The following is a 23,412-nucleotide window of genomic DNA, read 5'->3' as shown; positions in this document are numbered from 1 at the left end:
GTGATTAAGACCGCCTGAGTCTATCAACCCTCGCGCAACACTGTCAGTGGGCTGGCGTTCAGTGCGCGACGCGTGCCGAACACTCCGGCTCCCCCAATCAATGCGGCGCCAATCAACGGCAGCACCAGCAGCCAGGGATGCGGATGCCATGGCAGGTCGAAGGCGAAGCGGTACAGCACCAGGCTGACCACCTCCGAACCGATCGCCGCGAGCAAGCCGCTGACCGCGCCCAGCAAACCGAACTCGATACGTCGCGCCTTGATCAGCAACTGTCGCTCGGCACCCAGCGCACGCAACAGCGCACCTTGGCGGATGCGTTCATCCAGCGTCGCCTGCAGGCCGGAGAACAGCACCGCCATCCCCGCAGCAAGAACAAACAACAACACATATTCCACTGCCAGGGTGACTTGGGCGAGGATGCTGCGCAGCTGTTCGAGCAAGGCTTCGACCTGCAGGATGGTCACCGCCGGGAATGTCCGCGACAGCTCGACGATCTGCTGATCGTGCCCCGGCGCCAGATAGAAACTGGTCAGGTAGGTCGCCGGGAGATCCTTCAAGGTGCCCGGCTGGAAGATCATGAAGAAGTTCGGCTGGAAGTTGTCCCAGTTGATCTCGCGCAGGCTGGTGACCTTCGCTTCGCGATTGACCCCGCCGACACTGAACACCATGTGATCGCCGAGTTTGAGTTTCAGGCTCTCGGCCACTTTGCCTTCCACCGAAACGCCCGGCACATCGTCTGACGGCTGGCCACTCCACCATGAGCCAGCGGTGAGCTTGTTGCCGGCCGGCAGATCCGCCGCCCAGGTCAGGCTCAGATCACGCTGAATGGCGCGGTCTCCGGCGGAATCCTTGCTGACGATTTGCTGCACCGCCTCGCCATTGATGCTGATCAGCCGCCCCGGCACCACTGGATACAGCGGCGCCGCTTGCGCGGACACCTTGATCAGGTGATCGGCGAAAGCCTGCTTGTCAGCCGGGAGGATGTTCAGCGCGAAGTAGTTCGGCGCATTTTTCGGTAGCTGGTTCTGCCAGGTGTCCAGCAACTCACCGCGCAGCAGCGCGATCAGTGCCATCGACAACAGGATCAGGCCGAAGGCCAGGGATTGTCCGGCCGCGGCCAACGGATGCCGCAACAACTGGCCAAGACCCAGGCGCCACGGCAACGAGGCGCGGGCGAGCATGCGGCGCAGGCTTTGCAGCAACAACAGCAGCAGGCCGCCGAGCACCAGCGCGGCGACCACGCCACCGCCGAGCAGGGCGAAAGTCAGCAGCAGGTCGAGGCTCAGACGCCACATGATCAGGCCCAGCGCACCCAGCGCCGCGCCATAGACCATCCACGTACTCGACGGGATCGGCAGCATGTCGCGACGCAATACCCGCAGCGGTGGCACGCGACCGAGGGCGGCCAGCGGCGGCAGGGCGAAACCGGCCAATGCCACCAGCCCGGTGCCGATCCCGGCAATGGCTGGAAACAGGCCACCCGGCGGCACATCGCTCGGCAGCAAATCATGCAGCAGTGCGAACAGGCCCAGTTGCGCCAGCCAGCCGAGCAGGGCGCCACTGATCGCCGCAATCAGACCCAGCACGGTGAGCTGCAGACTGAACAGCACCATGGTTTCCCGCCGCGATAATCCGAGGCAGCGCAGCAAGGCACTGGCGTCGAACCGCCGGCTGGCGAAACGGTTGGCCGACAACGCCACCGCCACCCCGGCCAGCAACACCGCGACCAGACTGGCCATGTTCAGATAGCGCTCGGCTTTGCCCAGCGCACCGCCAATCTGCCGGTTACCATCACGGGCATCCTGGATTCGCTGGTTTGCAGCCAGGCCCGGTTTGATCAGTTCGCGATAGGTTTCCAGCGCCTGCGGTTCGCCGCGCCACAGTTCGCGGTAGCTCACCCGGCTGCCCGGTTGCACCACGCCGGTGGCGGCGAGGTCATCGAGGTTGAGCAGCACCCGGGGCGTCAGGCTGTAGAAGTTGCCGGCGCGATCCGGCTCGTAGGTCAGCACACGCGTCAGCTTCAAAGTCTTCATGCCGACATCGATGCTGTCGCCGATCTTCAGATCCAGCGCGGTCAACAGACGCGCCTCGACCCAGGCTTCACCGGGTTGCGGTTCGCCGCCGACTTCTTCCTGGGCAAATGGCGCGGGCGCGCTTTTCAGCTCGCCACGCAGTGGATAGGCTCGGTCGACAGCTTTGATGCTCGACAGCTGAATGCCGTTGTCGGTGGCAATGACGCTGGAGAACTCCACCACTTGCGCATGATTCAGGCGCAGTTCGGTGCCGCTGCGGATTTGCTCCTCGCGGGCCGGCGAGCTGCCTTCCAGAACCAGATCGGCACCGAGAAACTCGGTGGCACGCAGCATCATCGCGCCATTGAGGCGAGCGCCGAAATAGCCAATCGCGGTGCTCGCCGCGACGGCTACCACCAGCGCAAAGAACAACACGCGCAACTCACCAGCGCGGGCATCGCGCATGAGCTGGCGCAGGGCGAGGCTGAACAGACGCAACAGCGGCAGACGTGCCATCAAGGCTCCAGAGGGGCGACCAGCAGCCCGGCTTCAAGACGGATCAGGCGCCGGCAGCGATGGGCCAGGCGTTCGTCGTGGGTCACCAGCACCAGGGTGGTGCCGCGTTCCTTGTTCAACTCGAACAGCAAGTCGCTGATGCGCTCGCCAGTGTGGCTGTCGAGATTGCCGGTGGGTTCGTCGGCAAACAGCACGTCCGGTTCGGCGGCGAAGGCGCGGGCGATGGCCACACGTTGCTGTTCGCCACCGGAGAGCTGGCGCGGCGAGTGGGTCAGGCGCTGGCCGAGGCCGACGCGCTGAAGCAGTTGCGTGGCGCGCTCGCGGGCATCTTTGCGGCCATCGAGCTCGAGCGGCAGCATGACGTTTTCCAGCGCATTGAGGCTGTCGAGCAACTGGAACGACTGGAAGACAAAACCGACGTGCTCGGCGCGGATTCGCGCGCGCTGGTCTTCGTCGAGATTGCTCAGGCCCTGGCCGGCGAGGGTGACTTCGCCGCTGCTCGGCAGGTCGAGGCCGGCGAGCAGGCCGAGGAGGGTGGATTTGCCGGAACCGGACGCGCCGACGATGGCCAGGCTGTCGCCCTTGTTCAGTTCCAGGCTGAGTTCGTGCAGGATAGTCAGTTCACCTTCCGCGCTAGGGACCACTTTGCTGAGGTTCTTCGCGGTGAGAATGCTTGCGCCCATGGAGAATCCGATGCGTGTATGGTTTTTGAGTGCTGGCCTGGCCTTGATGTGCATGGCCCAGAACGCAGCGGCGGGTACTGTCCTGATCGTTGGCGATAGTATCAGCGCCGGTTTCGGCCTGGATACCCGTCTGGGGTGGGTGTCGCTGCTTGAGCAGCGGCTCGAACAAGAGGGTTTCGACGATAAAGTGGTCAACGCCTCGATCAGTGGCGACACCAGCGCCGGAGGCCAGGCGCGGCTGCCGGCGCTGCTTGCAGAGCATAAGCCTGAGTTGGTGATCCTCGAACTGGGTGGCAACGATGGCCTGCGCGGGATGCCGCCAACGCAATTGCAACAAAATCTTGCCTCGATGATCGACAGCTCGCGCCAGAGCGGCGCCAAAGTGCTGTTGCTCGGCATGCAACTGCCACCCAACTATGGCAAGCGTTACACCGATTCGTTCGCCGAGGTTTACGGCAAGCTCGCTGACGAGAAAAAGGTCCCGCTGGTGCCGTTTTTTCTGGAAGGCGTCGGCGGTCATCCGGACCTGATGCAGGCCGACGGTCTGCACCCGGCCGCCGGGGCTCAGGGCAAGTTGCTGGAAAATGTCTGGCCGACGCTAAAACCGCTGTTATGAGGCTTTTCTACAGGCAGGCTTTCGGCTAATGTGGCGCCCCCTAATTTGGAGCCCCCGATGCCGCGTCCTGCCTGGTCCCTGTTTGCCTACCAACTGATCGAGCCTGACGAGCAGCTGGACCTGTTCGCCTGCCAGGAAGTGCGGGTACATCTGGTGACGCGTCAGCTGGAACTCGGAGGCTCGGCTGACCGCACGCTCTGTGGCACGCTGCTGCCGGCGCAACCGCGCTGGTCGAATGTTGATCGCCGGGTGTTTCAGGATCAGCGCCTGTGCTCGCTGTGCCGGGCGATTCTCGAATCGCAGAAGCGCGGTACCTCGCCGATCTGGCCCGAGCTGCGTTTCGAGCTCTGAGTGTTCAAGATCAAAAATGTGGGAGCGAGCCTGCTCGCGAAGGTCTTTTCAATCGACATTCATGCTGGCTGACACACTGCTTTCGCGAGCAGGCTCGCTCCCACCCTGAACGCACCCTGTCGCCTATGGCCGCGCTACCTCCCCGAATCCCCAAGCCGCGGTGTACAATCGCGCCCTTATACCCTTGATGATCATGCGAAGGATTTTCCGGATGTTGCCGCGCTTTCCTGCCGTCACCCGCTGCCTGTCACTTGCCGCCCTGTGTGTGGCCGGTCCCGTTGCTGCATTGGAGCTTCCCCTGCCACCACCCGGCGAGGACATCGTCGGCCAGGTGCAGGTGATCAAAGCCAAGTACGAAGACACCTTCGCCGACCTGGGCACCACCTACGATCTGGGCTATTCGGAAATGGTTGCGGCCAACCCGGGCATCGATGCCTGGCTGCCGGGCGCCGGCACCGAGATCGTCCTGCCGACCCGGTTCATCCTGCCGCCGGGCCCGCGTGAAGGCATCGTCATCAACCTCGCCGAATACCGCCTCTATTACTACCCGAAAGGCCGCGACGTGGTGTACACCTTCCCGCTGGGCATCGGCCGCGAAGGCTGGGGCTCGCCGATCGCGCATACCTCGATCATCGCCAAGACGCCGAACCCGACGTGGACTCCTCCGGCCTCGATCAAGGCTGAGCACGCCGCAGACGGTGATCCGCTGCCCAACGTGGTACCAGCCGGACCTGACAATCCGCTGGGCCCGTTCAAGTTCACTCTCGGCACGCCGGGTTACCTGATCCACGGTTCGAACAAGAAGTTCGGCATCGGCATGCGCACCAGTCACGGTTGCTTCCGCATGTTCAACAACAACGTGCTGGAGATGGCCGGCATGGTCCCGGTCGGCACCTCGGTGCGCATCATCAACGACCCGTACAAGTTCGGACGCAGCGGCGGCAAGGTCTATCTGGAAGCGCACACGCCGCTCGACGACAACGGCAACCCGTCTGTAGTCGACAAGCACACGGCGGTGATCAACGCGATGCTCAAGCGTGAAGACATCACCAGTAACCTGCGCATGAACTGGGACGTGGTGCGTGATGTGGTCGCGGCCGAAGATGGCCTGCCGGTCGAGATCGCCGTGCCGAACGCTTCGGCGCCGATGGTGAGCAGTGCACCGATCGATCTGCAGCAATAAGCGCTGATCGAAACCCGCCGATGCGAGAGCGTCGGCGGGTTTTTTAGTGCCCGGAGGAAAGTTCCGGGCACAAAAAAGCCGACCCGGAAACCGGATCGGCTCGATAACAATCCCGAGGGATTATTACTTGCGGCTAGCTTTTTCCAGCATGCGCAGAGCACGCTCGTTAGCTTCGTCAGCAGTCTGTTGTGCTTTTTGAGCAGCAGCCAGAGCTTCATCAGCTTTACGGTAAGCTTCGTCTGCACGAGCCTGGGAGCGAGCAGCTGCGTCTTCAGTAGCGGTCAGACGTGCTTCGGTTTCTTTCGATGCGCTGCTGCAACCGGTAGCCAGAACTGCGGCCAGAGCCAGAGCAGAGAATTTCAGAACGTTGTTCATCGTGTTCCCCTTCAAGGACTTTCAAATTAAGTGGCTGTCTCCTCACGATTGAGGAAATAGCCGGCGTACATACTACCCATTACTTGTAGTAAGTAAACTGACGTAGCGCAAGAAGCAAAAAAAATTGTAGGCGTTGATTCTTTTTCGAGCAACTTTTAACTGCGCTGTATAAAAAATATCCAGCTGCAAGCCCCGGTGTGAGCGACTCAAACGGAAAAAGTTCCCACCCTCGCATGCTCTTTTTGCGAGTTCGGCGAGAGTCTTTCTAAATGAATTCGTCCACACTTTTGTTCTGCTTCTGCGAACCGCTTCGCGTATCTTTGTTGATGTTCAGGTGACTTTAAAAAAGGTCGCACGTCTTAAGTCTCAACATTCCGGCAATGTTCAGGCAAACGGCACGCGAAGAGCGTCTTGCGGCCATCCTGCGAGCATCGAAGCCTTTGCCCACCGACTGTGCGATGACGAGCGTACCTTGAGCATTTTTGCCAATGGTGCCTACTATTCAACAGGTGTCAGGTTGCGCGAGATCGGTGTGGCTCTTCTCGGTGTCCATCAGGCACGGGGTGGCGTAGATGTTCCTTCGCCGGGAAAACATCGGTAAGGTAGGGGTCACAATTCAAGACCCGCGAGGAGTAGTGATGAGCGAGGCGTTGTCCATCCACCATGACCAGGCTGGTCATCAATTCGAGACCACCGTGGACGGTCATCGTGCTTACCTGACCTACATGGATCTGGGCAAGCAGACCCTGGATATCTATCGCACCTTCGTGCCCAATGCCCTGCGCGGTCGTGGCATCGCCGCAGCGCTGACTGAACGCGCGCTGCAATACGCCGAAGAAATGGGCTACACGGTGATCCCGTCCTGCTCCTACGTCGAGCGCTACATGGAACGTCATCAGCGCCGCGCTGCAAAAATCTGAATCGCACACGCAAAAACGCCGGGCATTACCCGGCGTTTTTTTATGTCCGCGAAACCATGCTTACGTGCGCTGGCGTTTCGGCAATACGTCCTTGAGCTTGGCGTGCATGCTGCGCAAGGTGTTTTCAGTGGCGGACCAATCGATGCAGGCATCGGTGATCGACACGCCGTATTGCAGGTCGGCGAGGTCTTTCGGGATCGCCTGGCAGCCCCAATTCAGGTGGCTTTCAACCATCAGGCCGATGATCGACTGGTTGCCTTCGAGGATCTGGTTTGCGACGTTTTCCATCACCAGCGGTTGCAGGGCCGGGTCCTTGTTGGAGTTGGCGTGGCTGCAATCGACCATGATGTTCGGCTTGATCTTCGCTTTGTTCAGCGCCTGCTCGCACAGGGCCACGCTGACCGAGTCATAGTTCGGCTTGCCGTTACCGCCGCGCAGCACCACGTGACCGTAGGCGTTGCCTTTGGTGGTGACGATCGATACGCCACCTTCCTGGTTGATGCCGAGGAAACGATGCGGGCTGGACACCGACTGCAAGGCGTTGATCGCCACGGTCAGGCCGCCATCGGTGCCGTTCTTGAAGCCGACCGCCGAGGACAGGCCGGAAGCCATCTCGCGGTGAGTCTGCGATTCGGTGGTACGCGCGCCGATGGCCGACCAGCTGATCAGATCCTGCAGATATTGCGGGGAGATCGGGTCGAGGGCTTCGGTCGCGGTCGGCAGGCCTTTTTCGGCCAGGTCCAGCAGCAACTGACGACCGATGTGCAGGCCATCCTGGATCTTGAACGAGTCATCCAGGTACGGATCGTTGATCAGACCTTTCCAGCCGACGGTGGTACGCGGCTTCTCGAAATACACGCGCATGACCAGGTACAGGGTGTCGGAGACTTCCTCGGCCAGCACCTTGAGGCGATCGGCGTATTCGTGGGCAGCCTTGATGTCATGAATCGAGCACGGGCCGATCACGACGAACAGACGGTGGTCGGTGCCATCGAGAATGTTGCGAATGACTTCGCGGCCCTTGGTGACGGTGCGCAGGGCGGCGTCGCTCAGGGGGATATCACGCTTGAGCTGATCGGGAGTGATCAGGGTCTCGTTAGAGGCGACGTTTAGGTCGTTGATCGGTAAATCAGCCATCGTTTACTCGTCAGGTCACGGGTGCCGGCCGCCAGCGATCCCCGCGCGGCGGAGCACAGCAGATTTAGCGCGTCGGGGGAGCCGAACCTTAGCGCGTCAGACGCGGCTCGACAATGGGCAAACCGTGCTTTAGTCCAGCGCTGGCTGCGCAAAAGCCTTGCGCAGGTTGTCGTGGGAGAACTCTTCGGCATGCTCCTCGACCCATTGCAGGGCCAGCGCCTGAATATCCTGCAGGTCATCGTGGCTGTCCTGCATGCGCGAATAGCGTTCGATCTGACACACCTGCTCACCCATTCGCGCGCTGAACAGGGTCTGTTCGTCAGTGAAGGCGATGCCCACCAGATAGCCTTTTTTGCGGCGCAGACACCAGGCCACGTAGCCCGGACAACAGAAGTCGGCATTCAGCGTCGGCATGCGCACTTGCAACGCGGTGCCATGGCGCCAGGCGCGGTGGTAATTGCAAGCGATGCCGCCGAGGCTGATAGTGTGCAGCTGTTGTCTGGAAATGCATTCAGGCTTGAGTAACGTCAATTCAACCGGCACTTCGTCCGGATGAGGAATGAAACGTCCCATGAGCACAGACTCCCTGTGTCGGCCATCTGACATTGTTTCTCCCAGTATAGTGGCCGAATCCGAGCTGACCGACTTTGACGCCGACCAGCGGCTGCTGGCGATGAAAGGGGTTTGCCTGGTGATTTTCACCAGCGTCGGCTGCGCCAGTTGTCGCTATGCCCGCGAGGTGTTGCCGGGCATGCCGCTGGCGATCGATCGGCTGTGCTGGATCGACGCCGGCAACAACGGCGGCCTGGTCGAGCGTTATCAGGTGTTTCATTTGCCGGCGCTGTTTGTGGTGCGCGACGGCGAGTTCTTTGGCGCAGTGCACAGCCGCCTGACGGTTGCTGAACTCAACCAGGCCGTGGCGCAGGCGCTGGGTCGAATTGCAGAGGAGTTGCCATGAGCGAGACAGTCAGCAAACCGGTGGTGGGGATTATCGGCACCGGTGCAATCGGCGGTTTTTACGGGGTGATGCTGGCGCGTGCCGGTTTCGACGTGCACTTCTTGTTGCGCAGCGAATTTTCCGCAGTGGCGGAGCGTGGTTTGCAGATCAACAGTGCGGTGCACGGTGCGTTGACGCTGAATCCGGCGAATGCCTATTGCGCTGCCGAAGACATGCCGCCCTGCGACTGGCTGCTGGTCGGCACCAAGACCACCAGCAACGCAGGTCTCGCGCCGGCGATCATTCAAGCGGCCAAACCTGACGCAAAAGTGCTGTTGCTGCAAAACGGTCTGGATGTCGAAGACAGCCTGCGGCCGCTGCTGCCGGATTCGCTGCATCTGCTTGGCGGCCTGTGTCTGATCTGCGTAAATCGCGAAGGCCCCGGGCAGATTACCCACCAGGCCCTTGGCGCGGTGAACGTTGGTTACCACAGCGGTCCGGCCATCGATGAAGTGGCGCGCATGGCGATTGTCGAAGAAGGCGCCGGGTTGTTCCGCGCCGCTGGCATCGACTCTCAAGCGATGGCCAACGTGCATCAGGCGCGCTGGCAGAAACTGGTGTGGAATATTCCCTACAACGGACTTTCGGTGTTGCTCGGCGCGGGCACTGAAGCGCTGATGGCCGATGCCGACAGCCGCGTGTCGATTCAGGCGCTGATGGCCGAGGTGGTGCAGGGCGCGAGGGCTTGCGGATACGAGATCCCGCCGGGCTATGGCGAGTACCTGTTTACCATGACGGAAAAAATGCCCGATTACTGGCCGAGCATGTACCACGATTTTTCACACAAACGCCCGCTGGAGCTGGAGGCGATCTACGCCCGGCCACTGGCGGCGGCGAAAGCGGCGGGCTGCGAGTTGCCGCGCATCGAGGCGTTGTATCGCCATTTGGGTTTCATCGACCGACGCAATACTTGAGTCGGTTGTTCTGGGGGAAGGCATGGCCAATAACATCGATGACAAACTGGTGCTGGCGATTTCCTCGCGCGCCTTGTTCGACCTGAGCGAAAGCCACAAGGTCTACCTGTCGAGCGGCGTCGAAGCCTATCGGCAATATCAGATCGAGCACGAAGACGAAATTCTCGCGCCGGGCGATGCGTTCCCGCTGGTGGAAAAACTCCTGAGCCTGAACAGTCGCCTCGGCCGCGCGCGGGTCGAGGTGATTCTGGTCTCGCGCAACAGCGCCGACACCGGGCTGCGCGTGTTCAATTCGATTCACCATTACGGGCTGGCGATTTCCCGCGCGGCGTTCGTTGGTGGGCGCAGTCCGTATCCGTACCTGAAAGCGTTTGGTTGTGACCTGTTTCTCTCGACGCACGCTGAAGACGTGCGCGCGGCGCTGGATGCAGGATTTGCCGCGGCAACGATCCTGTCCGGTGGCGCCAGCCGCGCGGCCAGCGATGAATTGCGCATTGCCTTCGACGGTGACGCGGTGATTTTTTCCGACGAGTCCGAGCGCGTCTATCAGTCTGGTGGTCTGGAAGCGTTTCAGGCCAAGGAACGCGAGTCGGCCCGCGAGCCGTTACGTGGAGGGCCGTTCAAAGGCTTCCTGGCTGCGCTGAATCTGTTGCAGCGCGAGTTTCCCGACGACGACTGCCCGATCCGCACGGCGCTGGTGACCGCGCGTTCGGCGCCGGCCCATGAGCGGGTGATTCGCACCTTGCGGGAATGGGATATCCGTCTCGATGAATCGCTGTTTCTCGGTGGCCTGACCAAATCGGCGTTCCTCGAAGCCTTCGCCGCTGACGTGTTCTTCGATGACCAGACCGGGCATTGCGAGCTGGCCCGTGAAGTGGTCGCCACCGGCCATGTACCCCATGGCATCAGCAACGAACCGCCGATCTAGAGCCTTTTCATTCAGGACGTTGCGTCGCACGTCGCACTCGCCAAGGCACTGCTAAGCTGAATCAATCTCCGCCATCGTTGGCTCGCGAGGAGGTCCCGATGATTCGCTCAATGCTGTATGCCACCGACCTCGGTCTCTATGCACCGTTCGTGATGCAGCATGCCCTGGCGTTGGCGCGCACCTTCAATGCCGATCTGTATGTAGTGCACGCGGTGGAACCCATGGGCCTGTTTGCCGAGTCGGTGCTGCAGAGCTATCTCGACGAACAGGCATTGAACGAATTCCATAGTCAGGGTCTGAAAACAGTCATCGCCAATATCGAACAGCGGGTGCTCGACAGCTTTCGTGAAGAACTGGGGGACGACGGCGAACAGGATCTGCAGCGCATTCGCGCAGTGCGCGTGCTGCAGGGCGATCCGTCGCAGGTGATTCTCGATCAGGTGCACAAGCTCTCGGTCGATCTGCTGATCGTCGGCAGTCACAGCCATGGCGTCGGCGCTGAAACGCCGTTGGGGCGCACGGCGGCGCGGGTGCTGCAACTGGCCAAGGTGCCGGTGTATCTGGTGCCGTTGATGGAGCGCCGGCGGCGGGAAGATCGTTGAAGCAGGAATAATGGCGTTTTGATAAAAAGTTCTAGATTTATTCTTCAAACCATTAATATAGTTATATACCGTCGCTGATGCCCGTGGCGTCTACCTGCTTTGAGGGATTGATATGAAGCTTCAACAACTGCGCTACATCTGGGAAGTGGCGCACCACGACCTCAACGTTTCCGCTACCGCCCAAAGCCTGTACACCTCGCAACCGGGCATCAGTAAGCAGATCCGCCTGCTGGAAGACGAACTGGGCGTCGAAGTCTTCGCCCGCAGCGGCAAGCACCTGACCCGCGTCACCCCGGCCGGCGAGCGCATCATCACCACCGCCGGCGAGATTCTGCGCAAGGTCGAGAGCATCAAGCAGATTGCCCAGGAATTCTCCAACGAGAAAAAAGGGACGCTGTCGATCGCCACCACCCACACCCAGGCACGTTATGCGCTGCCGCCGGTGATCAGCAATTTCATCAAGCAATACCCGGACGTGGCGCTGCACATGCATCAGGGCTCGCCGATGCAGATCGCCGAAATGGCCGCTGATGGCACCGTCGATTTCGCCATCGCCACTGAAGCGCTGGAGCTGTTCGGGGATCTGGTGATGATGCCGTGCTACCGCTGGAACCGTTGCGTGGTCGTGCCTCATGGGCACCCGCTGACCAAGCTGCCGAAGCTGACCCTCGAAGCGCTGGCCGAATACCCGATCGTTACTTATGTGTTCGGTTTTACCGGCCGCTCCAAACTCGACGAAGCGTTCAGCCATCGTGGGCTGACCCCGAAAGTGGTATTCACCGCTGCTGACGCCGACGTGATCAAGACCTACGTGCGCCTGGGTCTGGGCGTGGGCATCGTGGCGAAAATGGCCGTCGATACCAAACTCGATAACGACCTGGTGGTGCTGGATGCCAGCGAGTTGTTCGAGTCGAGCATCACCAAGATCGGTTTCCGTCGCGGCACGTTCCTGCGTGGCTTCATGTGCGATTTCATCGAGAAGTTCGCCCCGCACCTGACCCGCGAAGTCATGGCCAAAGCCATTCAGTGCCACAACAAGCAGGAACTGGAAGAGCTGTTCGACGGTGTCGAACTGCCGGTCCACTAAGGTCCCGCCTCAAAGCACCTCGGTGACAGCGAACTGTTGCCGGGTGCCCGCCACCAGAATCTCCACCTCATCGCCTTCGAACTTGCCCAGCAGGCTTTTGCCCAGTGGCGAGCGCGGAGTGATGACGGTGATCGGCTGACCCACTACATCGACTTTCAGGCCCGCCGCATCCGGCGCCAGAAACAGCCATTGCTCGCGACCCTTTTCGTCTTCCAGACCGAGCAGGGCGCCGACTTCGATACCGCGGTCTTCATCGTAGGCACGCAACGTCAGATTCTGGCACAGCGCCAGTGACTGACGGATCTCCTCAACCCGTTTCGCCTGACCGGCCGCCAGATACGAAGCCTCCAGCCCCAGGGTGTCGTATTTGTTTTCGGCGATGTTTTCTTCGTGGGTCGCGGTTTCGTAAGCGGTTTGCGCAGCGCGCTCGGCAATGTCGAGGTCGATGCGCAGCTTGTCGAGAATCAATTGGTGGACGCTGTGTTTGTTCATGATCAATCGCAGAATTGCAAAACGTTGGCGCGGCTCTTTTCGGTTGGCGCGGTCTGGTCCTGCTGCAGCCAGAACTGGCATTTCGGATTGGATGCATTGCGCGAATTGGCGCGTGCCTGATCCAGTCGCGCCTGCTGTTCATTCTTGCGCAGGTTTTCTTCGTACTGTTGGAACATCGGCGTTGGCGGCGGCGCAACGTCCGGCTGTGGCTCGACGGCTGCTGGTGGATTGACGCGCTGCTGCACCGCTTGCGCGACAGGGGCCAGTTGCTCGGCAAAAAACAGACGCGAGAGCAGCCAGCAGGTCAGCGCGATCGCGAGAAACCCCAGCCACAGGCCCAATGCGATGCTGCCGGTCAGATGCAGCGCGCTAAGCTGAACAGGCAAGGGACGACGCGGATTCGGACGGTAGGGCATGGCGGCCTCCTGGCGGATGGTTGCAGGCAAGTGACGATTGTCGCACGAAGATTAATCGCCGTTGGCTCTTCTGCGCGAGCGCATTTATGCGGACAATCGAGGTTTTTTGCCAACGGGAGAACGGCATGCCTGAAGCGAAACCCCGCTGGGATATTTTCTGCACCGTGGTCGACAACTATGGCGACATCGGCGTGACTTGGCGCCTGGCCCGGCAATTGGTGGCCGAACAGGCATTGCCGGTGCGCCTGTGGGTGGATGATCTGCGTGCGTTCGAGCGCCTCTGCCCAGAAATCGATATCGATCTTGCGCAGCAGTGGCAGCAGGGTGTCGACGTGCGACAGTGGCCGAGCGAGTGGCGGCATGCGGACGCTGCCGACGGAGTCATCGCAGCCTTCGCCTGTCAACTGCCGACTGATTACATGGACAGCATGGCCGCGCGGGAAACGCCGCCGCTGTGGCTCAACCTCGATTATCTCAGCGCCGAAGACTGGGTCACCGGTTGCCACGGCTTGCCATCGGTGAAATACAAATCGGTGCAGAAGTTCTTCTTCTTTCCGGGCTTCAAATCGGGCACCGGCGGCCTGCTGCGTGAACGCGGACTGCTCGAACAGCGTCGGCAATTTCAGCAGGATCGACCGGCGCAGCGACAATTTCTGCAGGGCCTGGGCATCGATCCTGCGCCCGGCGCACAGCTGATCTCGCTGTTTGCTTACGAAAACGCCGGGTTGGCCAGTTGGCTGGATGTGCTGGCCGCCGATGCACAGCCGACGCACCTGCTGGTGCCGGAAGGGCGGATTCTCGGTGATGTGGCGCGCTGGCTGGACGTGGAAATCCTGACGGTCGGGGCGATTCATTTGCGCGAGTCGCTGACCGTGCAAGTGCTGCCGTTCGTTCGTCAGGACCAATACGATCATTTGCTCTGGTGCTGCGATTTCAACGCGGTGCGCGGTGAAGACTCATTCGTGCGCGCGCAATGGGCGGGGCGGCCAATGCTCTGGCACATCTATCAGCAGGACGACGACATCCATCTGGACAAGCTCGATGCTTTCCTCGCGCTCTACACCCAAGCGCTTTCACCTGCGGCCGCTGAGGCGATGAACGGTCTGTGGCGCGCCTGGAGCGCTGGTCAACCGATCGGCGAGCACTGGCTGAGGGTGCGAAAACATTGGCCGGAACTTGAGGAAAACGCCGAGGCATGGTGTCTGGAACAGGCCTTGCAGGCGGATCTTGCCACGGCGCTGGTACAGTTTTATGTAAATTGGATATGATACGCGGCCTAGATTTTTGTAAATCCCATCCAAATTCGGATATTCGCAATGAAAACTGGTAAAGAACTCAAACCCGGTACCGTGATCCGTATCGACAACGATCCTTGGCTGGTTCAGAAAGCTGAATTCACCAAGTCGGGCCGTAACAGCGCGATCATGAAGACCAAGCTGAAGAACCTGCTGACCGGTTACAAGACCGAAACCGTTTACGGTGCGGACGACAAACTGGACGACGTGATCCTGGATCGTAAAGAAGCCACCCTGTCGTTCATCAGCGGTGACACCTACACGTTCATGGACACCACTGACTACACCATGTACGAGCTGAACGCCGAAGACATCGAAAGCGTTCTGCCTTTCGTTGAAGAAGGCATGACCGACGTTTGCGAAGCCGTGTTCTTCGAAGAGCGTCTGGTTTCCGTAGAACTGCCGACCACCATCGTGCGTCAGGTCGACTACACCGAAGGCTCCGCTCGCGGTGACACGTCCGGCAAGGTGATGAAGCCTGCCAAACTGAAGAACGGTACCGAACTGTCGGTTGCCGACTTCATCGAAATCGGCGACATGATCGAGATCGACACCCGCGAAGGCGGTTCCTACAAGGGCCGTGCGAAATAAGCACTGCTTTTTGCGGAAAGAAAAAACCCGACCATTGAGTCGGGTTTTTTTGTGCCTGCGGTATTTGCGGCAGCGCGAATCCCTTGTAGGAGTGAGCCTGCTCGCGATGGCGGTGATTCAGTCGCTGAAGATGTTGACTGAGACGACGCTATCGCGAGCAGGCTCACTCCTACAGGAGGGCTGCGGTTATTTCAGGTGTTCCTTGAGCTCCTGCGAAGCCTGCAACATCGCCGAACGCACCGCTGGCACCTGGCTGACCACGTTGAGCAAACCGTAATCGTGGATCATGCCGTTGTAGCGCACCGACGTAACCGGTACTCCGGCTTCGTCGAGTTTGCGCGCATAGGCTTCGCCTTCATCGCGCAGTACATCGGCGCTGGCCGTCTGCACCAGTGCAGGCGGCAGGCCTTTGAGTTGCGCGGTGGTGGCGCGCAGCGGTGAGGCGTAGATCTCGTTGCGCTGTTTGGCGTCGGTGGTGTAGTTGTCCCAGAACCACTTCATCATGTTGCGAGTGAGGAAGTGCCCTTCGGCGTACTGGTTGTACGAACCGGTGTCGAAGTTGGCATCGGTCACCGGCCACAGCAGCACCTGGAATTTGATTGCCGGGGTGCCCTTGTCCTTGGCCATCAGCGCGACCACTGCGGCCATGTTGCCGCCGACGCTGTTGCCGGCCACGGCCAGGCGCTTGCCGTCGACATTGATCTCCTTACCGTGTTCCGCCACCCACTTGGTCGCAGCGTAGGCCTGATTGATTGCCACCGGGTAGTGCGCTTCCGGCGATGGGGTGTAATTGACGAACACCGCCGCCGCCCCCGAGCCGACCACCAGATCCCGCACCAGGCGTTCGTGAGTCGGGAAGTCCCCCAGTACCCAGCCGCCGCCGTGGAAGAACATGAACACCGGCAGCTCACCCTTGACCCCGGCCGGCCGGACGATGGTCAGGCTCAACGGTTGGCCATCGACCTGCACGGTCTTCTCGCTGACATCGGCTTTGGGCAGTGTCAACTTGACCCCGGACTGCGCGCCGACCAGCACGGCGCGGGCATCCTTGGGCGACAGCTGCTCGATCGGTTTGCCGCTGCCGGCATTCAGCGCATCGAGAAATGCCTGGGTGTTGTGTTCGACATCACCGGCAAAAGCGCTGTGCACCGACAGGGCGAGAAGGGTACCGGTCAAGACTTTGCTGAAAGTGTTCATGTTCAATTTCCTTGTTCGGGCCGGGGGCTTCAGTGCTTACACGGTCACGTGCAGACGGACATCGACGTTGCCACGGGTGGCGTTGGAGTACGGGCAGACCTGGTGAGCAGCGTCGACCAGCGATTGCGCGTCGGCCTGTTCGAGGCCCGGCAGGCTGATGTGCAAGTCGATGTCCAGACCGAAACCGCCAGGGATCTGGCCGATGCCGACGTGGGCGGTGATCGATGCGTCGTCAGGAATTTTGCGCTTGGTCTGGCTGGCAACGAATTTCAGTGCGCCGATGAAGCAGGCCGAGTAACCGGCAGCGAACAGTTGCTCAGGGTTGGTCGCCGCGCCGCCAGCACCGCCGAGTTCTTTCGGAGTGGCCAGTTTGACGTCGAGAACGTTGTCGCTGGAGATCGCACGACCGTCACGGCCGCCAGTGGAAGTTGCGATTGCGGTGTAGAGAGTTTGCATGATGTGAGCCTCGTTGGTTGTGTTGTTGTGCGCTAATTGTTTGCGCGCTAAGTAGGTGTGAAGAGAATGTATAGCGCTAATGTTTAGCGCGCAAGATAAATTTTCGAAAAAACTTGGAGGAATGCGACTGTCTGGAGATCAATTAACTTGAAAGACTTGAATTAGAGCGGTCGGAGGGAAAGGTGAAGGGTGAAATATTTTCTGGCGGTGGAGATCAATTGTGGGAGTGAGCCTGCTCGCGATTGCGGTGGGTCAGTCACCGCCTGTGTAGCCTGACAGACCGCAATCGCGAGCAGGCTCACTCCTACAGGGGACTGCGTGCGTTCAGTTGAGGCTGTCTTGCAGATGACCGCGCAGCGCTTGCAGCTCGGCCTGTAACTTCTGCAGGCGTTCAAGGGTGAAGCCGCTGGCGCCAAGAATGCACTGCGGCACGGTCTGCGCCTTGTCGCGCAATGCCCGGCCTGCTGCGGTCAGCTCGACAATCACCACGCGTTCATCTTCACGACTGCGGGTGCGGCTGAGCAGGCCTTCGGCTTCCAGGCGTTTGAGCAACGGCGTCAGCGAACCCGGATCGGTCAGCAGGCGCGCGCTGATTTCTCCGACAGTCAAACCGTCCTTCTCCCACAACACCATCATCGCCAGATACTGCGGATAGGTCAGGCCCAGCGCCTGCAATAGCGGCTTGTAGACCTTGGTCATCATCAGCGAGGTCGAGTGCAGGGCGAAGCACGCCTGATTGTCGAGCAGCAGGTCGTCGCAATTGTCGCGTTCGGAAGTCATGTAAAAGCCTTGATCGTTGATCGTTTTGAATCTAGCGCTCGAACCTTTAATGCGCCAGATAAATATGCCCGGCGTCAGTGCCCGGCGAATTGCCGTTGCAGCGCCAGATCCCACGGCGGCACCGGACTGAAGCGGGTTTTGAGGTATTCCAGCAGCAGGCGACTGCGTGAATGGATCTGCTGTTCCATGCGCAGCGCATAAATGCCGGTGGACTCCGGTGGCGGCAGGCCGTTTTCGCAGAACAGCGGCACCAGCTCGCCGCGCAGCAGGTATTCACTGGCCAGCCAGGTCGGCAGGTGTGCGACGCCCAGACCCGCCGCCGCGCCACATGCCAGAGCTTCGGCATTGTTGGCGCTCAGGCGTACGCGCGACGGACGATGCAGTTGCAGCTGCCCATCCACTTCGAATTTCCAGGCAAAGGGCGGGGCGAGGCCCTCCCAATCGAGGCCGTCGTGTTCGCTCAACTGCGCGGGATGATTGGGCATGCCACGACGCTTGAGGTAGTCAGGACTCGCGCAGGCCACGCGGACCATGCTGGCCAAGGGCGTGGCGACCAGACGCGAGTCGGCCAACTGCCCGGTACGCAGCACCAGATCGACCTTGCCCAGACTGCTCCCGGCCATGTCGATGAAGCTGTCGATCAGATGCATCTGCACATCGAGTCCCGGGTACAGCAGGAGAAAGTCGGCAATCACCGGCGCCAGATGCCGCCGTCCAAATGCCGCTGGCGCATCGATGCGGATCAAGCCTTCCGGCGCGCTGCTCAACGAAACGGCCTCGGCGCGGGCCAGCTGCAATTCGGCGATGATCCGCCGCGCCCGTTCGGCAAAGGCCAGTCCGGCCGAAGTCGGCAGCACGGCATGGGTGCTGCGCACAAACAGCTGGCTGCCGACGGCACTTTCCAGGCTGTCGATGCGCCGGGCTACAGCGGAAGGCGTCAGCGGGTGACGGCGCGACGCGGCAGAAAAGCTGCCACTCTCCAGCACGTCGAGAAACAGACCAAGCTGCTCGGTCAATTGGTTGGGATTCATGGGAAACCACGCTTGTGCAAAATCGGCACAGCCATTGTGCGTTGCTGTGCGTTTCCCCGCTAGGCGCGAGTGCGTAGCATTGGCCGCCTGTCGTTAGAGGATTACGCTTGTGATGGATTTTCTGTTGTACCTGCTGTTCGGCGCTGCCCTTGGCACATTGGGCGGGATCTTTGGCATTGGCGGCGGTTTGATCGCGATTCCGTTGCTCGGCGTGTGGTTCGGCCTTGATCAGCAGATCGCCCAAGGCACGGCGCTGGTGATGGTGGTGCCCAACGTCATGCTGGCGCTGTGGCGTTATCACCAGCGCAACCGCATCGAATTGCGCCATGCGCTGCCGCTGGCGGTGATGGGTTTCTGCTTCGCCTGGCTCGGCTCGATCTGGGCAGTGGGCATTGATGCGCAAACCATGCGCATCGGCTTTGTCGCGTTTCTGGTGGCGCTGTCGGCCTACAACCTGCTGAAAATGTTTGGCCCGCGCCCGGCGCCGACTGCCGAGATGCGCTATTCGTGGCCTTGGCTGGGTGTGCTTGGCGCCGCATCGGGAACCATGGGCGGCTTGTTCGGCGTGGGCGGCGCCGTGGTCGCGACGCCGGTGCTGACCAGCCTGTTCGGCACCACGCAGGTGGTCGCTCAGGGCTTGTCATTGGCGCTGGCCTTGCCGAGCACCGGTGTGACGCTAGTGACTTACGCCGTGCACCACGAAGTCGACTGGATGATCGGTTTGCCGCTGGCAGTCGGTGGTCTGCTCAGCATCAGTTGGGGCGTGAAAGTTGCCCACGCCATGCCGGAGAAACTGCTGCGCGGGCTGTTCTGCGGCTTCCTGGTGCTGTGTGCGGTGATGCTCGCATTTAAAGTTTGAAGCCTTCGACGATGTGTTCGGCCAGGCACTCGGTGATCGGCGACGGGTTGTTCAGGTTGCGGATCAGCATGATGCTCGCCTCGGGCAACAGCGGCAGGTCTTCGGCGGCGCCGAGGATGCGCATGTCCGGGGTGATCAGGCTTTCCAGCTGCGCGGTGATCGCCAGACCCGCGCTGACCACGGCCATCAGCGCCGACAGGCTGCTGCTGTTGTAGGCGATGCGGTAATCGCGGCCCATCGCGTCCAGCGCATTGCACGCCCACAAGCGGCAGAAACAATCACTGTTGAACATCGCCAGCGGCAGCGGCGTCTGTTCGTGGGCGCTGAAGTTCTGCGCCTCGGCCCAGACAAAGCGCTCCTTGCGCAATAACTGGCCAATCTCGTTACCGGGTTCACGGGTGACGATCGACAAATCCAGATCAGTGCGTTGCAGCAATTGCTTGCTCGACTCGCAATGCACCTCGATCTGGATCAGCGGATAGAACTGCGCAAATCGCGACAGGATCCCCGGCAGAAAACGCATCACATAATCATCCGGTGTGCCGATGCGCACGGTGCCGACCATGTGCGGCTCGCGCAGGGTGTTGAACACCTCACTGTGCAGCTTGAGGATGCGCCGCGCGTAACCGAGCAGCACCTGGCCCTCAGCGGTCAAGCGCACCTGGCGACCATCGCGCTCGAACAGCTGGCGCTGCAACACGTCTTCTTCCAGGCGTTTCATCTGCATGCTCACCGCCGACTGGGTGCGATTGACCATCTCGCCAGCACGGGTGAAACCGCCCTGATCGGCAATCGCGACGAAGGTGCGCAGGACATCGGTATCGATACTGGGGTACGCGGACAATTGATGAATCTCCGTGATGCATGCCATCAGAAACATTCGTTGGATTGATCTTAGCGCCGGCGCGAGACTTGAGCCATCCACAAAAGGAGGCAAGACGATGAAAGGTCAAAGAGAGTATGTAAGTGAACAACAGCAGGCTGGCCACGGGCATATCGTGTCCGATCTGCTGCACAAGTTCAGCCGTTGGTACGAGCTGCACCGTGAGCGGGAAATGCTAGCTGGGCTGAGCGACGAAGCGTTGAAGGACATCGGCATCAGCCGCGCCGATGTCGAACACGAAACCGTGCGGCCGTTCTGGGACGACCCGATGCATAAATGATGAGGCCATCGCTACACAAACCCCTTTCAGGTGAGGTAGGTTGCGAGCAGACATGGAGGAATCAATGCCCGCGACAGTGTCCTTTTCCATCAAACAGGCGCGACGTCTGGCGCTGGCTGCCCAAGGGTTCAATGGGCGCCAGCCGCCGACCGTCAACGCCAGCCACCTCAACCGGCTGATCGATCGGCTGGGTCTGCTGCAAATCGATTCCGTCAATGCCGTGGTGCGCTCGCACTACCTGCCGCTGTTTTCCCGCCTTGGTTTCTATTCTTCCGACTTGCTCGACCAGGCTGCCTGGAGTTCGGGGCGTCGTCGTACGCTGTTCGAATATTGGGGCCATGAAGCGTCGCTACTGCCGCTGTCGATGTACCCGTTGCTGGGCTGGCGGATGCAGCGAGCCAGGCGGGGCGAGGACATCTATCAGCACTTGGCGAAGTTTGGTCGCGAACAACAGGAAATCATTCGCCGCGTGCTGGCCTCGGTTGAAGAGCGGGGCGCGTTGGGCGCGGGAAGTCTGTCGACCCGCGAAGACAAGGCCGGGCCGTGGTGGGACTGGAGTGCTGAGAAACAGGCGCTGGAATGGTTGTTCGCCGCCGGCGAGGTGACGGTGGCGGGGCGACGCGGGTTTGAGCGTTTGTACGATTTACCCGAGCGGGTGATTCCGGCAGCGATCCTGCAGCAGCCGCTGGCGGATGAGGCCGAAGCTCAACGCGGTTTGCTGTTGCACGCAGCGCAAGCGCTGGGCGTCGGTACGGAGAAAGATTTGCGCGATTATTTCCGGCTGAATCCTGCGGATGCACGGCCGCGTCTGGCTGAGCTGGTCGAGGCGGGGCAATTGCAGATGTGCGAAGTCGGCGATTGGCGGCAGATCGCCTATTGCCTGCCGGAGCCCAGAGTGCCGCGCAAGGTCATTGCCAGTGCGCTGTTGTCGCCGTTCGACTCATTGATCTGGGAACGCAGCCGCACCGAGCGCCTGTTCGATTTCCGTTACCGCTTGGAGATTTACACGCCGCAGCCCAAGCGGGTTTACGGCTATTACGTGCTGCCTTTTTTGCACAACGAGCGGATCGCGGCGCGAGTCGATTTACGCGCCGAAAGAGCGGCGGGGCAGTTGGCGGTGCATGCGGTTCACGAGGAAGAGCCGGGGCTGGACGAGGAGGGGATGCTGGCGCTGGCCCTGAATTTGCGGCAGATGGCGGGTTGGTTAGGGCTTGAGCGGGTGCAGTTGAATTGTCAGCGCGAGAGTGCTGCTCGGCTCAGGCTGGCATTGGCGCAACTGGATGGCACCGGCTCCCTGTAGGAGCTGCCGAAGGCTGCGATCTTTTGCTCTTGTTTTTGAAGATCAAGATCAAAAGATCGCAGCCTTCGGCAGCTCCTACACGGGATCCGGTTTAGCGCCGGACTTGCTTCAACGTTTCGGCAATCAGAAACGCTAATTCCAGCGACTGATCGGCATTCATCCGTGGATCACAATGGGTGTGATAACGATCGGACAAGCCATCCTCGGTAATCGGCCGCGCGCCGCCAATGCACTCGGTGACGTTCTGTCCGGTCATTTCGATGTGGATGCCGCCGGCATAACTGCCTTCCGCTTCGTGCACCTGGAAAAACTGCTTCACTTCGCCAAGGATCTGCGCGAAGTCGCGGGTCTTATAGCCACTGCTGGCCTTGATGGTGTTGCCGTGCATCGGATCGGAGCTCCACAGCACGTGCTTGCCTTCGCGCTGCACCGCGCGGATCAGTGCCGGCAGGTGATCGCCAACCTTGTTTGCGCCCATCCGCGCGATCAGGTTCAGACGGCCCGGATCGTTGTCGGGATTGAGCACGTCGATCAGGCGGATCAGGTCATCGGGGTTCATGCTCGGACCCACTTTGACCCCGATCGGGTTGTTCACCCCGCGCAGGAATTCGACGTGCGCGCCGTCGAGCTGGCGGGTGCGGTCGCCGATCCACAGCATGTGCGCCGAGCAATCGTAGTAATCGTTGGTCAGGCTGTCGCGGCGCACGAAGGCTTCTTCGTAGTTCAGCAGCAACGCTTCGTGGGCGGTGAAGAAACTGGTTTCGCGCAGTTGCGGCGAGCTGTCCATGCCGCAGGCGCGCATGAATGCCAGGGTTTCATCGATGCGGTCGGCGAGGTGGGCGTACTTCTCGGCCAGCGCCGAGTTGGCGATGAAATCCAGGTTCCACTTGTGCACTTGATGCAGGTCGGCAAAACCGCCCTGAGCGAAAGCGCGCAACAGGTTCAGGGTCGCCGTGGACTGATGGTAGGACTGCAGCAGACGTTCCGGATCCGGCACGCGGCTCTTTTCGTCGAAGCCGATACCGTTGACGATGTCGCCACGGTAGGCCGGCAAAGTCACCCCGCCGATGGTTTCGTCGTTGGCCGAACGCGGCTTGGCGAACTGACCGGCCATGCGCCCGACCTTGACCACCGGGCAGCCGGCGGCGAAGGTCATGACGATTGCCATTTGCAGCAACACTTTAAAGGTGTCGCGGATCTTCGCTGCGGAGAACTCGGCGAAGCTTTCCGCGCAATCGCCGCCCTGCAACAGAAACGCCCGGCCCTGGGTGACTTCGGCGAACTGACGGCGCAGCTCGCGCGCTTCGCCAGCGAACACCAGCGGCGGATAACTGGCCAGCGTTTGCTCGACCTGGCGCAGGTGCGCGGCGTCGGGGTATTGCGGTTGTTGCTGGATCGGCAGGGCGCGCCAGCTGTCAGGGCTCCACGGTTGGCTCATCACGGTCTCGAAGTTCGTACGCAGGGGAGCGCCATGTTAGCAGCAATTAGTGCGTGACCTGTTCCCGCCCCAT

Annotated in this window: 27 protein-coding genes; 14 read left to right on the top strand and 13 right to left on the bottom strand. The window is 60.8% G+C overall.

The window, feature by feature from the left end:
* Window positions 1-23 precede the first annotated feature (23 nt).
* Window positions 24-2,528, bottom strand: a complete 2,505-nt coding sequence (locus QRN33_RS10865; protein ID WP_285408502.1) for an ABC transporter permease — start codon at window positions 2,526-2,528, stop codon at window positions 24-26.
* On the bottom strand, window positions 2,528-3,211 hold the full coding sequence (locus QRN33_RS10860; protein WP_016770883.1) for an ABC transporter ATP-binding protein: 684 nt from the start codon (window positions 3,209-3,211) through the stop codon (window positions 2,528-2,530). The genes QRN33_RS10865 and QRN33_RS10860 overlap by 1 nt, the downstream gene beginning before the upstream one ends.
* Before the next feature lie 10 nt (window positions 3,212-3,221).
* Between QRN33_RS10860 and QRN33_RS10855 the strand changes: the two genes are divergently transcribed.
* From QRN33_RS10855 to QRN33_RS10845, 3 genes are all read left to right on the top strand, one after another.
* Window positions 3,222-3,827: an arylesterase gene (locus QRN33_RS10855; protein WP_042607895.1), complete on the top strand. Its 606-nt coding sequence runs from the start codon at window positions 3,222-3,224 to the stop codon at window positions 3,825-3,827.
* 57 nt (window positions 3,828-3,884) lie between these two features.
* Window positions 3,885-4,178, top strand: a complete 294-nt coding sequence (locus tag QRN33_RS10850; RefSeq protein WP_016770881.1) for a hypothetical protein — start codon at window positions 3,885-3,887, stop codon at window positions 4,176-4,178.
* 211 nt (window positions 4,179-4,389) lie between these two features.
* Complete coding sequence (locus QRN33_RS10845; RefSeq protein WP_042607894.1) at window positions 4,390-5,361, top strand: L,D-transpeptidase family protein; 972 nt, start codon at window positions 4,390-4,392, stop codon at window positions 5,359-5,361.
* Window positions 5,362-5,484: 123 nt separating this feature from the next.
* Here the strand turns inward: QRN33_RS10845 and oprI are convergent, their stop codons facing one another.
* Window positions 5,485-5,736 carry an outer membrane lipoprotei OprI gene (gene oprI, locus QRN33_RS10840; RefSeq protein WP_003183784.1) on the bottom strand — a complete coding sequence of 84 codons (252 nt, stop codon included), beginning with the start codon at window positions 5,734-5,736 and terminating at the stop codon, window positions 5,485-5,487.
* A gap of 638 nt (window positions 5,737-6,374) precedes the next feature.
* On the opposite strand from oprI, the gene QRN33_RS10835 reads away from it, so the two are divergent.
* Entirely contained in the window at window positions 6,375-6,656 is a 282-nt protein-coding gene (locus tag QRN33_RS10835) for a GNAT family N-acetyltransferase (protein WP_016770879.1), read from the top strand.
* 60 nt (window positions 6,657-6,716) lie between these two features.
* On the opposite strand, the gene QRN33_RS10830 is transcribed toward QRN33_RS10835, so the two are convergent.
* Together QRN33_RS10830 and QRN33_RS10825 are read right to left on the bottom strand one after the other, a co-directional pair.
* Window positions 6,717-7,793 carry a 3-deoxy-7-phosphoheptulonate synthase gene (locus tag QRN33_RS10830; protein WP_016770878.1) on the bottom strand — a complete coding sequence of 359 codons (1,077 nt, stop codon included), beginning with the start codon at window positions 7,791-7,793 and terminating at the stop codon, window positions 6,717-6,719.
* A gap of 129 nt (window positions 7,794-7,922) precedes the next feature.
* On the bottom strand, window positions 7,923-8,366 hold the full coding sequence (locus QRN33_RS10825) for a PilZ domain-containing protein (RefSeq protein WP_041478403.1): 444 nt from the start codon (window positions 8,364-8,366) through the stop codon (window positions 7,923-7,925).
* Here QRN33_RS10825 and QRN33_RS10820 point away from each other — a divergent pair.
* From QRN33_RS10820 to cysB, 5 genes are all read left to right on the top strand, one after another.
* A complete protein-coding gene (locus tag QRN33_RS10820) occupies window positions 8,365-8,751 on the top strand; it encodes a thioredoxin family protein (protein ID WP_285408494.1) in 387 nt (128 codons plus the stop codon). The genes QRN33_RS10825 and QRN33_RS10820 overlap by 2 nt on opposite strands.
* Window positions 8,748-9,704: a putative 2-dehydropantoate 2-reductase gene (locus QRN33_RS10815; RefSeq protein ID WP_252874889.1), complete on the top strand. Its 957-nt coding sequence runs from the start codon at window positions 8,748-8,750 to the stop codon at window positions 9,702-9,704. The genes QRN33_RS10820 and QRN33_RS10815 overlap by 4 nt, the downstream gene beginning before the upstream one ends.
* A 22-nt stretch (window positions 9,705-9,726) precedes the next feature.
* The gene (locus QRN33_RS10810; RefSeq protein ID WP_024013777.1) at window positions 9,727-10,632 is read left to right on the top strand and encodes a 5'-nucleotidase; all 906 of its coding nucleotides are present in this window, start codon (window positions 9,727-9,729) and stop codon (window positions 10,630-10,632) included.
* 98 nt (window positions 10,633-10,730) lie between these two features.
* On the top strand, window positions 10,731-11,234 hold the full coding sequence (locus QRN33_RS10805) for a universal stress protein (RefSeq protein WP_016770874.1): 504 nt from the start codon (window positions 10,731-10,733) through the stop codon (window positions 11,232-11,234).
* 112 nt (window positions 11,235-11,346) lie between these two features.
* A complete protein-coding gene (cysB, locus tag QRN33_RS10800; protein ID WP_016770873.1) occupies window positions 11,347-12,321 on the top strand; it encodes an HTH-type transcriptional regulator CysB in 975 nt (324 codons plus the stop codon).
* A 9-nt stretch (window positions 12,322-12,330) separates the two neighbouring features.
* Here cysB and QRN33_RS10795 read toward each other — a convergent pair whose 3' ends face one another.
* The gene (locus QRN33_RS10795; protein WP_285408488.1) at window positions 12,331-12,813 is read right to left on the bottom strand and encodes a GreA/GreB family elongation factor; all 483 of its coding nucleotides are present in this window, start codon (window positions 12,811-12,813) and stop codon (window positions 12,331-12,333) included.
* Between the two features lie 2 nt (window positions 12,814-12,815).
* On the bottom strand, window positions 12,816-13,229 hold the full coding sequence (locus QRN33_RS10790; RefSeq protein WP_042607890.1) for a hypothetical protein: 414 nt from the start codon (window positions 13,227-13,229) through the stop codon (window positions 12,816-12,818).
* Between the two features lie 125 nt (window positions 13,230-13,354).
* Here QRN33_RS10790 and earP point away from each other — a divergent pair, with 125 nt between their 5' ends.
* Window positions 13,355-14,497, top strand: a complete 1,143-nt coding sequence (gene earP, locus QRN33_RS10785) for an elongation factor P maturation arginine rhamnosyltransferase EarP (protein ID WP_285408486.1) — start codon at window positions 13,355-13,357, stop codon at window positions 14,495-14,497.
* 48 nt (window positions 14,498-14,545) lie between these two features.
* The gene (locus tag QRN33_RS10780; RefSeq protein ID WP_003226785.1) at window positions 14,546-15,115 is read left to right on the top strand and encodes an elongation factor P; all 570 of its coding nucleotides are present in this window, start codon (window positions 14,546-14,548) and stop codon (window positions 15,113-15,115) included.
* Between the two features lie 186 nt (window positions 15,116-15,301).
* On the opposite strand, the gene QRN33_RS10775 is transcribed toward QRN33_RS10780, so the two are convergent.
* The 4 genes from QRN33_RS10775 to QRN33_RS10760 form a co-directional block, all read right to left on the bottom strand.
* Window positions 15,302-16,312 carry an alpha/beta hydrolase gene (locus QRN33_RS10775; RefSeq protein WP_042607888.1) on the bottom strand — a complete coding sequence of 337 codons (1,011 nt, stop codon included), beginning with the start codon at window positions 16,310-16,312 and terminating at the stop codon, window positions 15,302-15,304.
* 36 nt (window positions 16,313-16,348) lie between these two features.
* Window positions 16,349-16,768 carry an organic hydroperoxide resistance protein gene (locus QRN33_RS10770; protein ID WP_007940002.1) on the bottom strand — a complete coding sequence of 140 codons (420 nt, stop codon included), beginning with the start codon at window positions 16,766-16,768 and terminating at the stop codon, window positions 16,349-16,351.
* A 324-nt stretch (window positions 16,769-17,092) separates the two neighbouring features.
* Window positions 17,093-17,548 carry a MarR family winged helix-turn-helix transcriptional regulator gene (locus tag QRN33_RS10765; protein ID WP_042607887.1) on the bottom strand — a complete coding sequence of 152 codons (456 nt, stop codon included), beginning with the start codon at window positions 17,546-17,548 and terminating at the stop codon, window positions 17,093-17,095.
* A gap of 74 nt (window positions 17,549-17,622) precedes the next feature.
* On the bottom strand, window positions 17,623-18,579 hold the full coding sequence (locus tag QRN33_RS10760) for a LysR family transcriptional regulator (RefSeq protein WP_042607886.1): 957 nt from the start codon (window positions 18,577-18,579) through the stop codon (window positions 17,623-17,625).
* A gap of 112 nt (window positions 18,580-18,691) precedes the next feature.
* Here QRN33_RS10760 and QRN33_RS10755 point away from each other — a divergent pair, with 112 nt between their 5' ends.
* Window positions 18,692-19,438 (top strand): sulfite exporter TauE/SafE family protein, encoded by a 747-nt coding sequence (locus tag QRN33_RS10755; RefSeq protein WP_301291685.1) that lies wholly within the window; start codon window positions 18,692-18,694, stop codon window positions 19,436-19,438.
* On the opposite strand, the gene QRN33_RS10750 is transcribed toward QRN33_RS10755, so the two are convergent.
* Entirely contained in the window at window positions 19,428-20,282 is an 855-nt protein-coding gene (locus QRN33_RS10750; protein WP_172667885.1) for a LysR substrate-binding domain-containing protein, read from the bottom strand. The genes QRN33_RS10755 and QRN33_RS10750 overlap by 11 nt on opposite strands.
* 97 nt (window positions 20,283-20,379) lie before the next feature.
* On the opposite strand from QRN33_RS10750, the gene QRN33_RS10745 reads away from it, so the two are divergent.
* On the top strand, window positions 20,380-20,601 hold the full coding sequence (locus tag QRN33_RS10745) for a DUF1127 domain-containing protein (RefSeq protein WP_042607883.1): 222 nt from the start codon (window positions 20,380-20,382) through the stop codon (window positions 20,599-20,601).
* 64 nt (window positions 20,602-20,665) lie between these two features.
* On the top strand, window positions 20,666-21,901 hold the full coding sequence (locus tag QRN33_RS10740; RefSeq protein ID WP_285408480.1) for a winged helix-turn-helix domain-containing protein: 1,236 nt from the start codon (window positions 20,666-20,668) through the stop codon (window positions 21,899-21,901).
* A 91-nt stretch (window positions 21,902-21,992) separates the two neighbouring features.
* Here the strand turns inward: QRN33_RS10740 and QRN33_RS10735 are convergent, their stop codons facing one another.
* A complete protein-coding gene (locus QRN33_RS10735; RefSeq protein WP_064361542.1) occupies window positions 21,993-23,339 on the bottom strand; it encodes a class II 3-deoxy-7-phosphoheptulonate synthase in 1,347 nt (448 codons plus the stop codon).
* Window positions 23,340-23,412 lie beyond the last annotated feature (73 nt).

Origin of the sequence: Pseudomonas sp. FR229a (assembly GCF_030209115.1) — a bacterium.
Classification (GTDB): Bacteria; Pseudomonadota; Gammaproteobacteria; order Pseudomonadales; family Pseudomonadaceae; genus Aquipseudomonas; species Aquipseudomonas moraviensis_A.
This window is presented reverse-complemented; position numbering and strand designations above follow the sequence as displayed.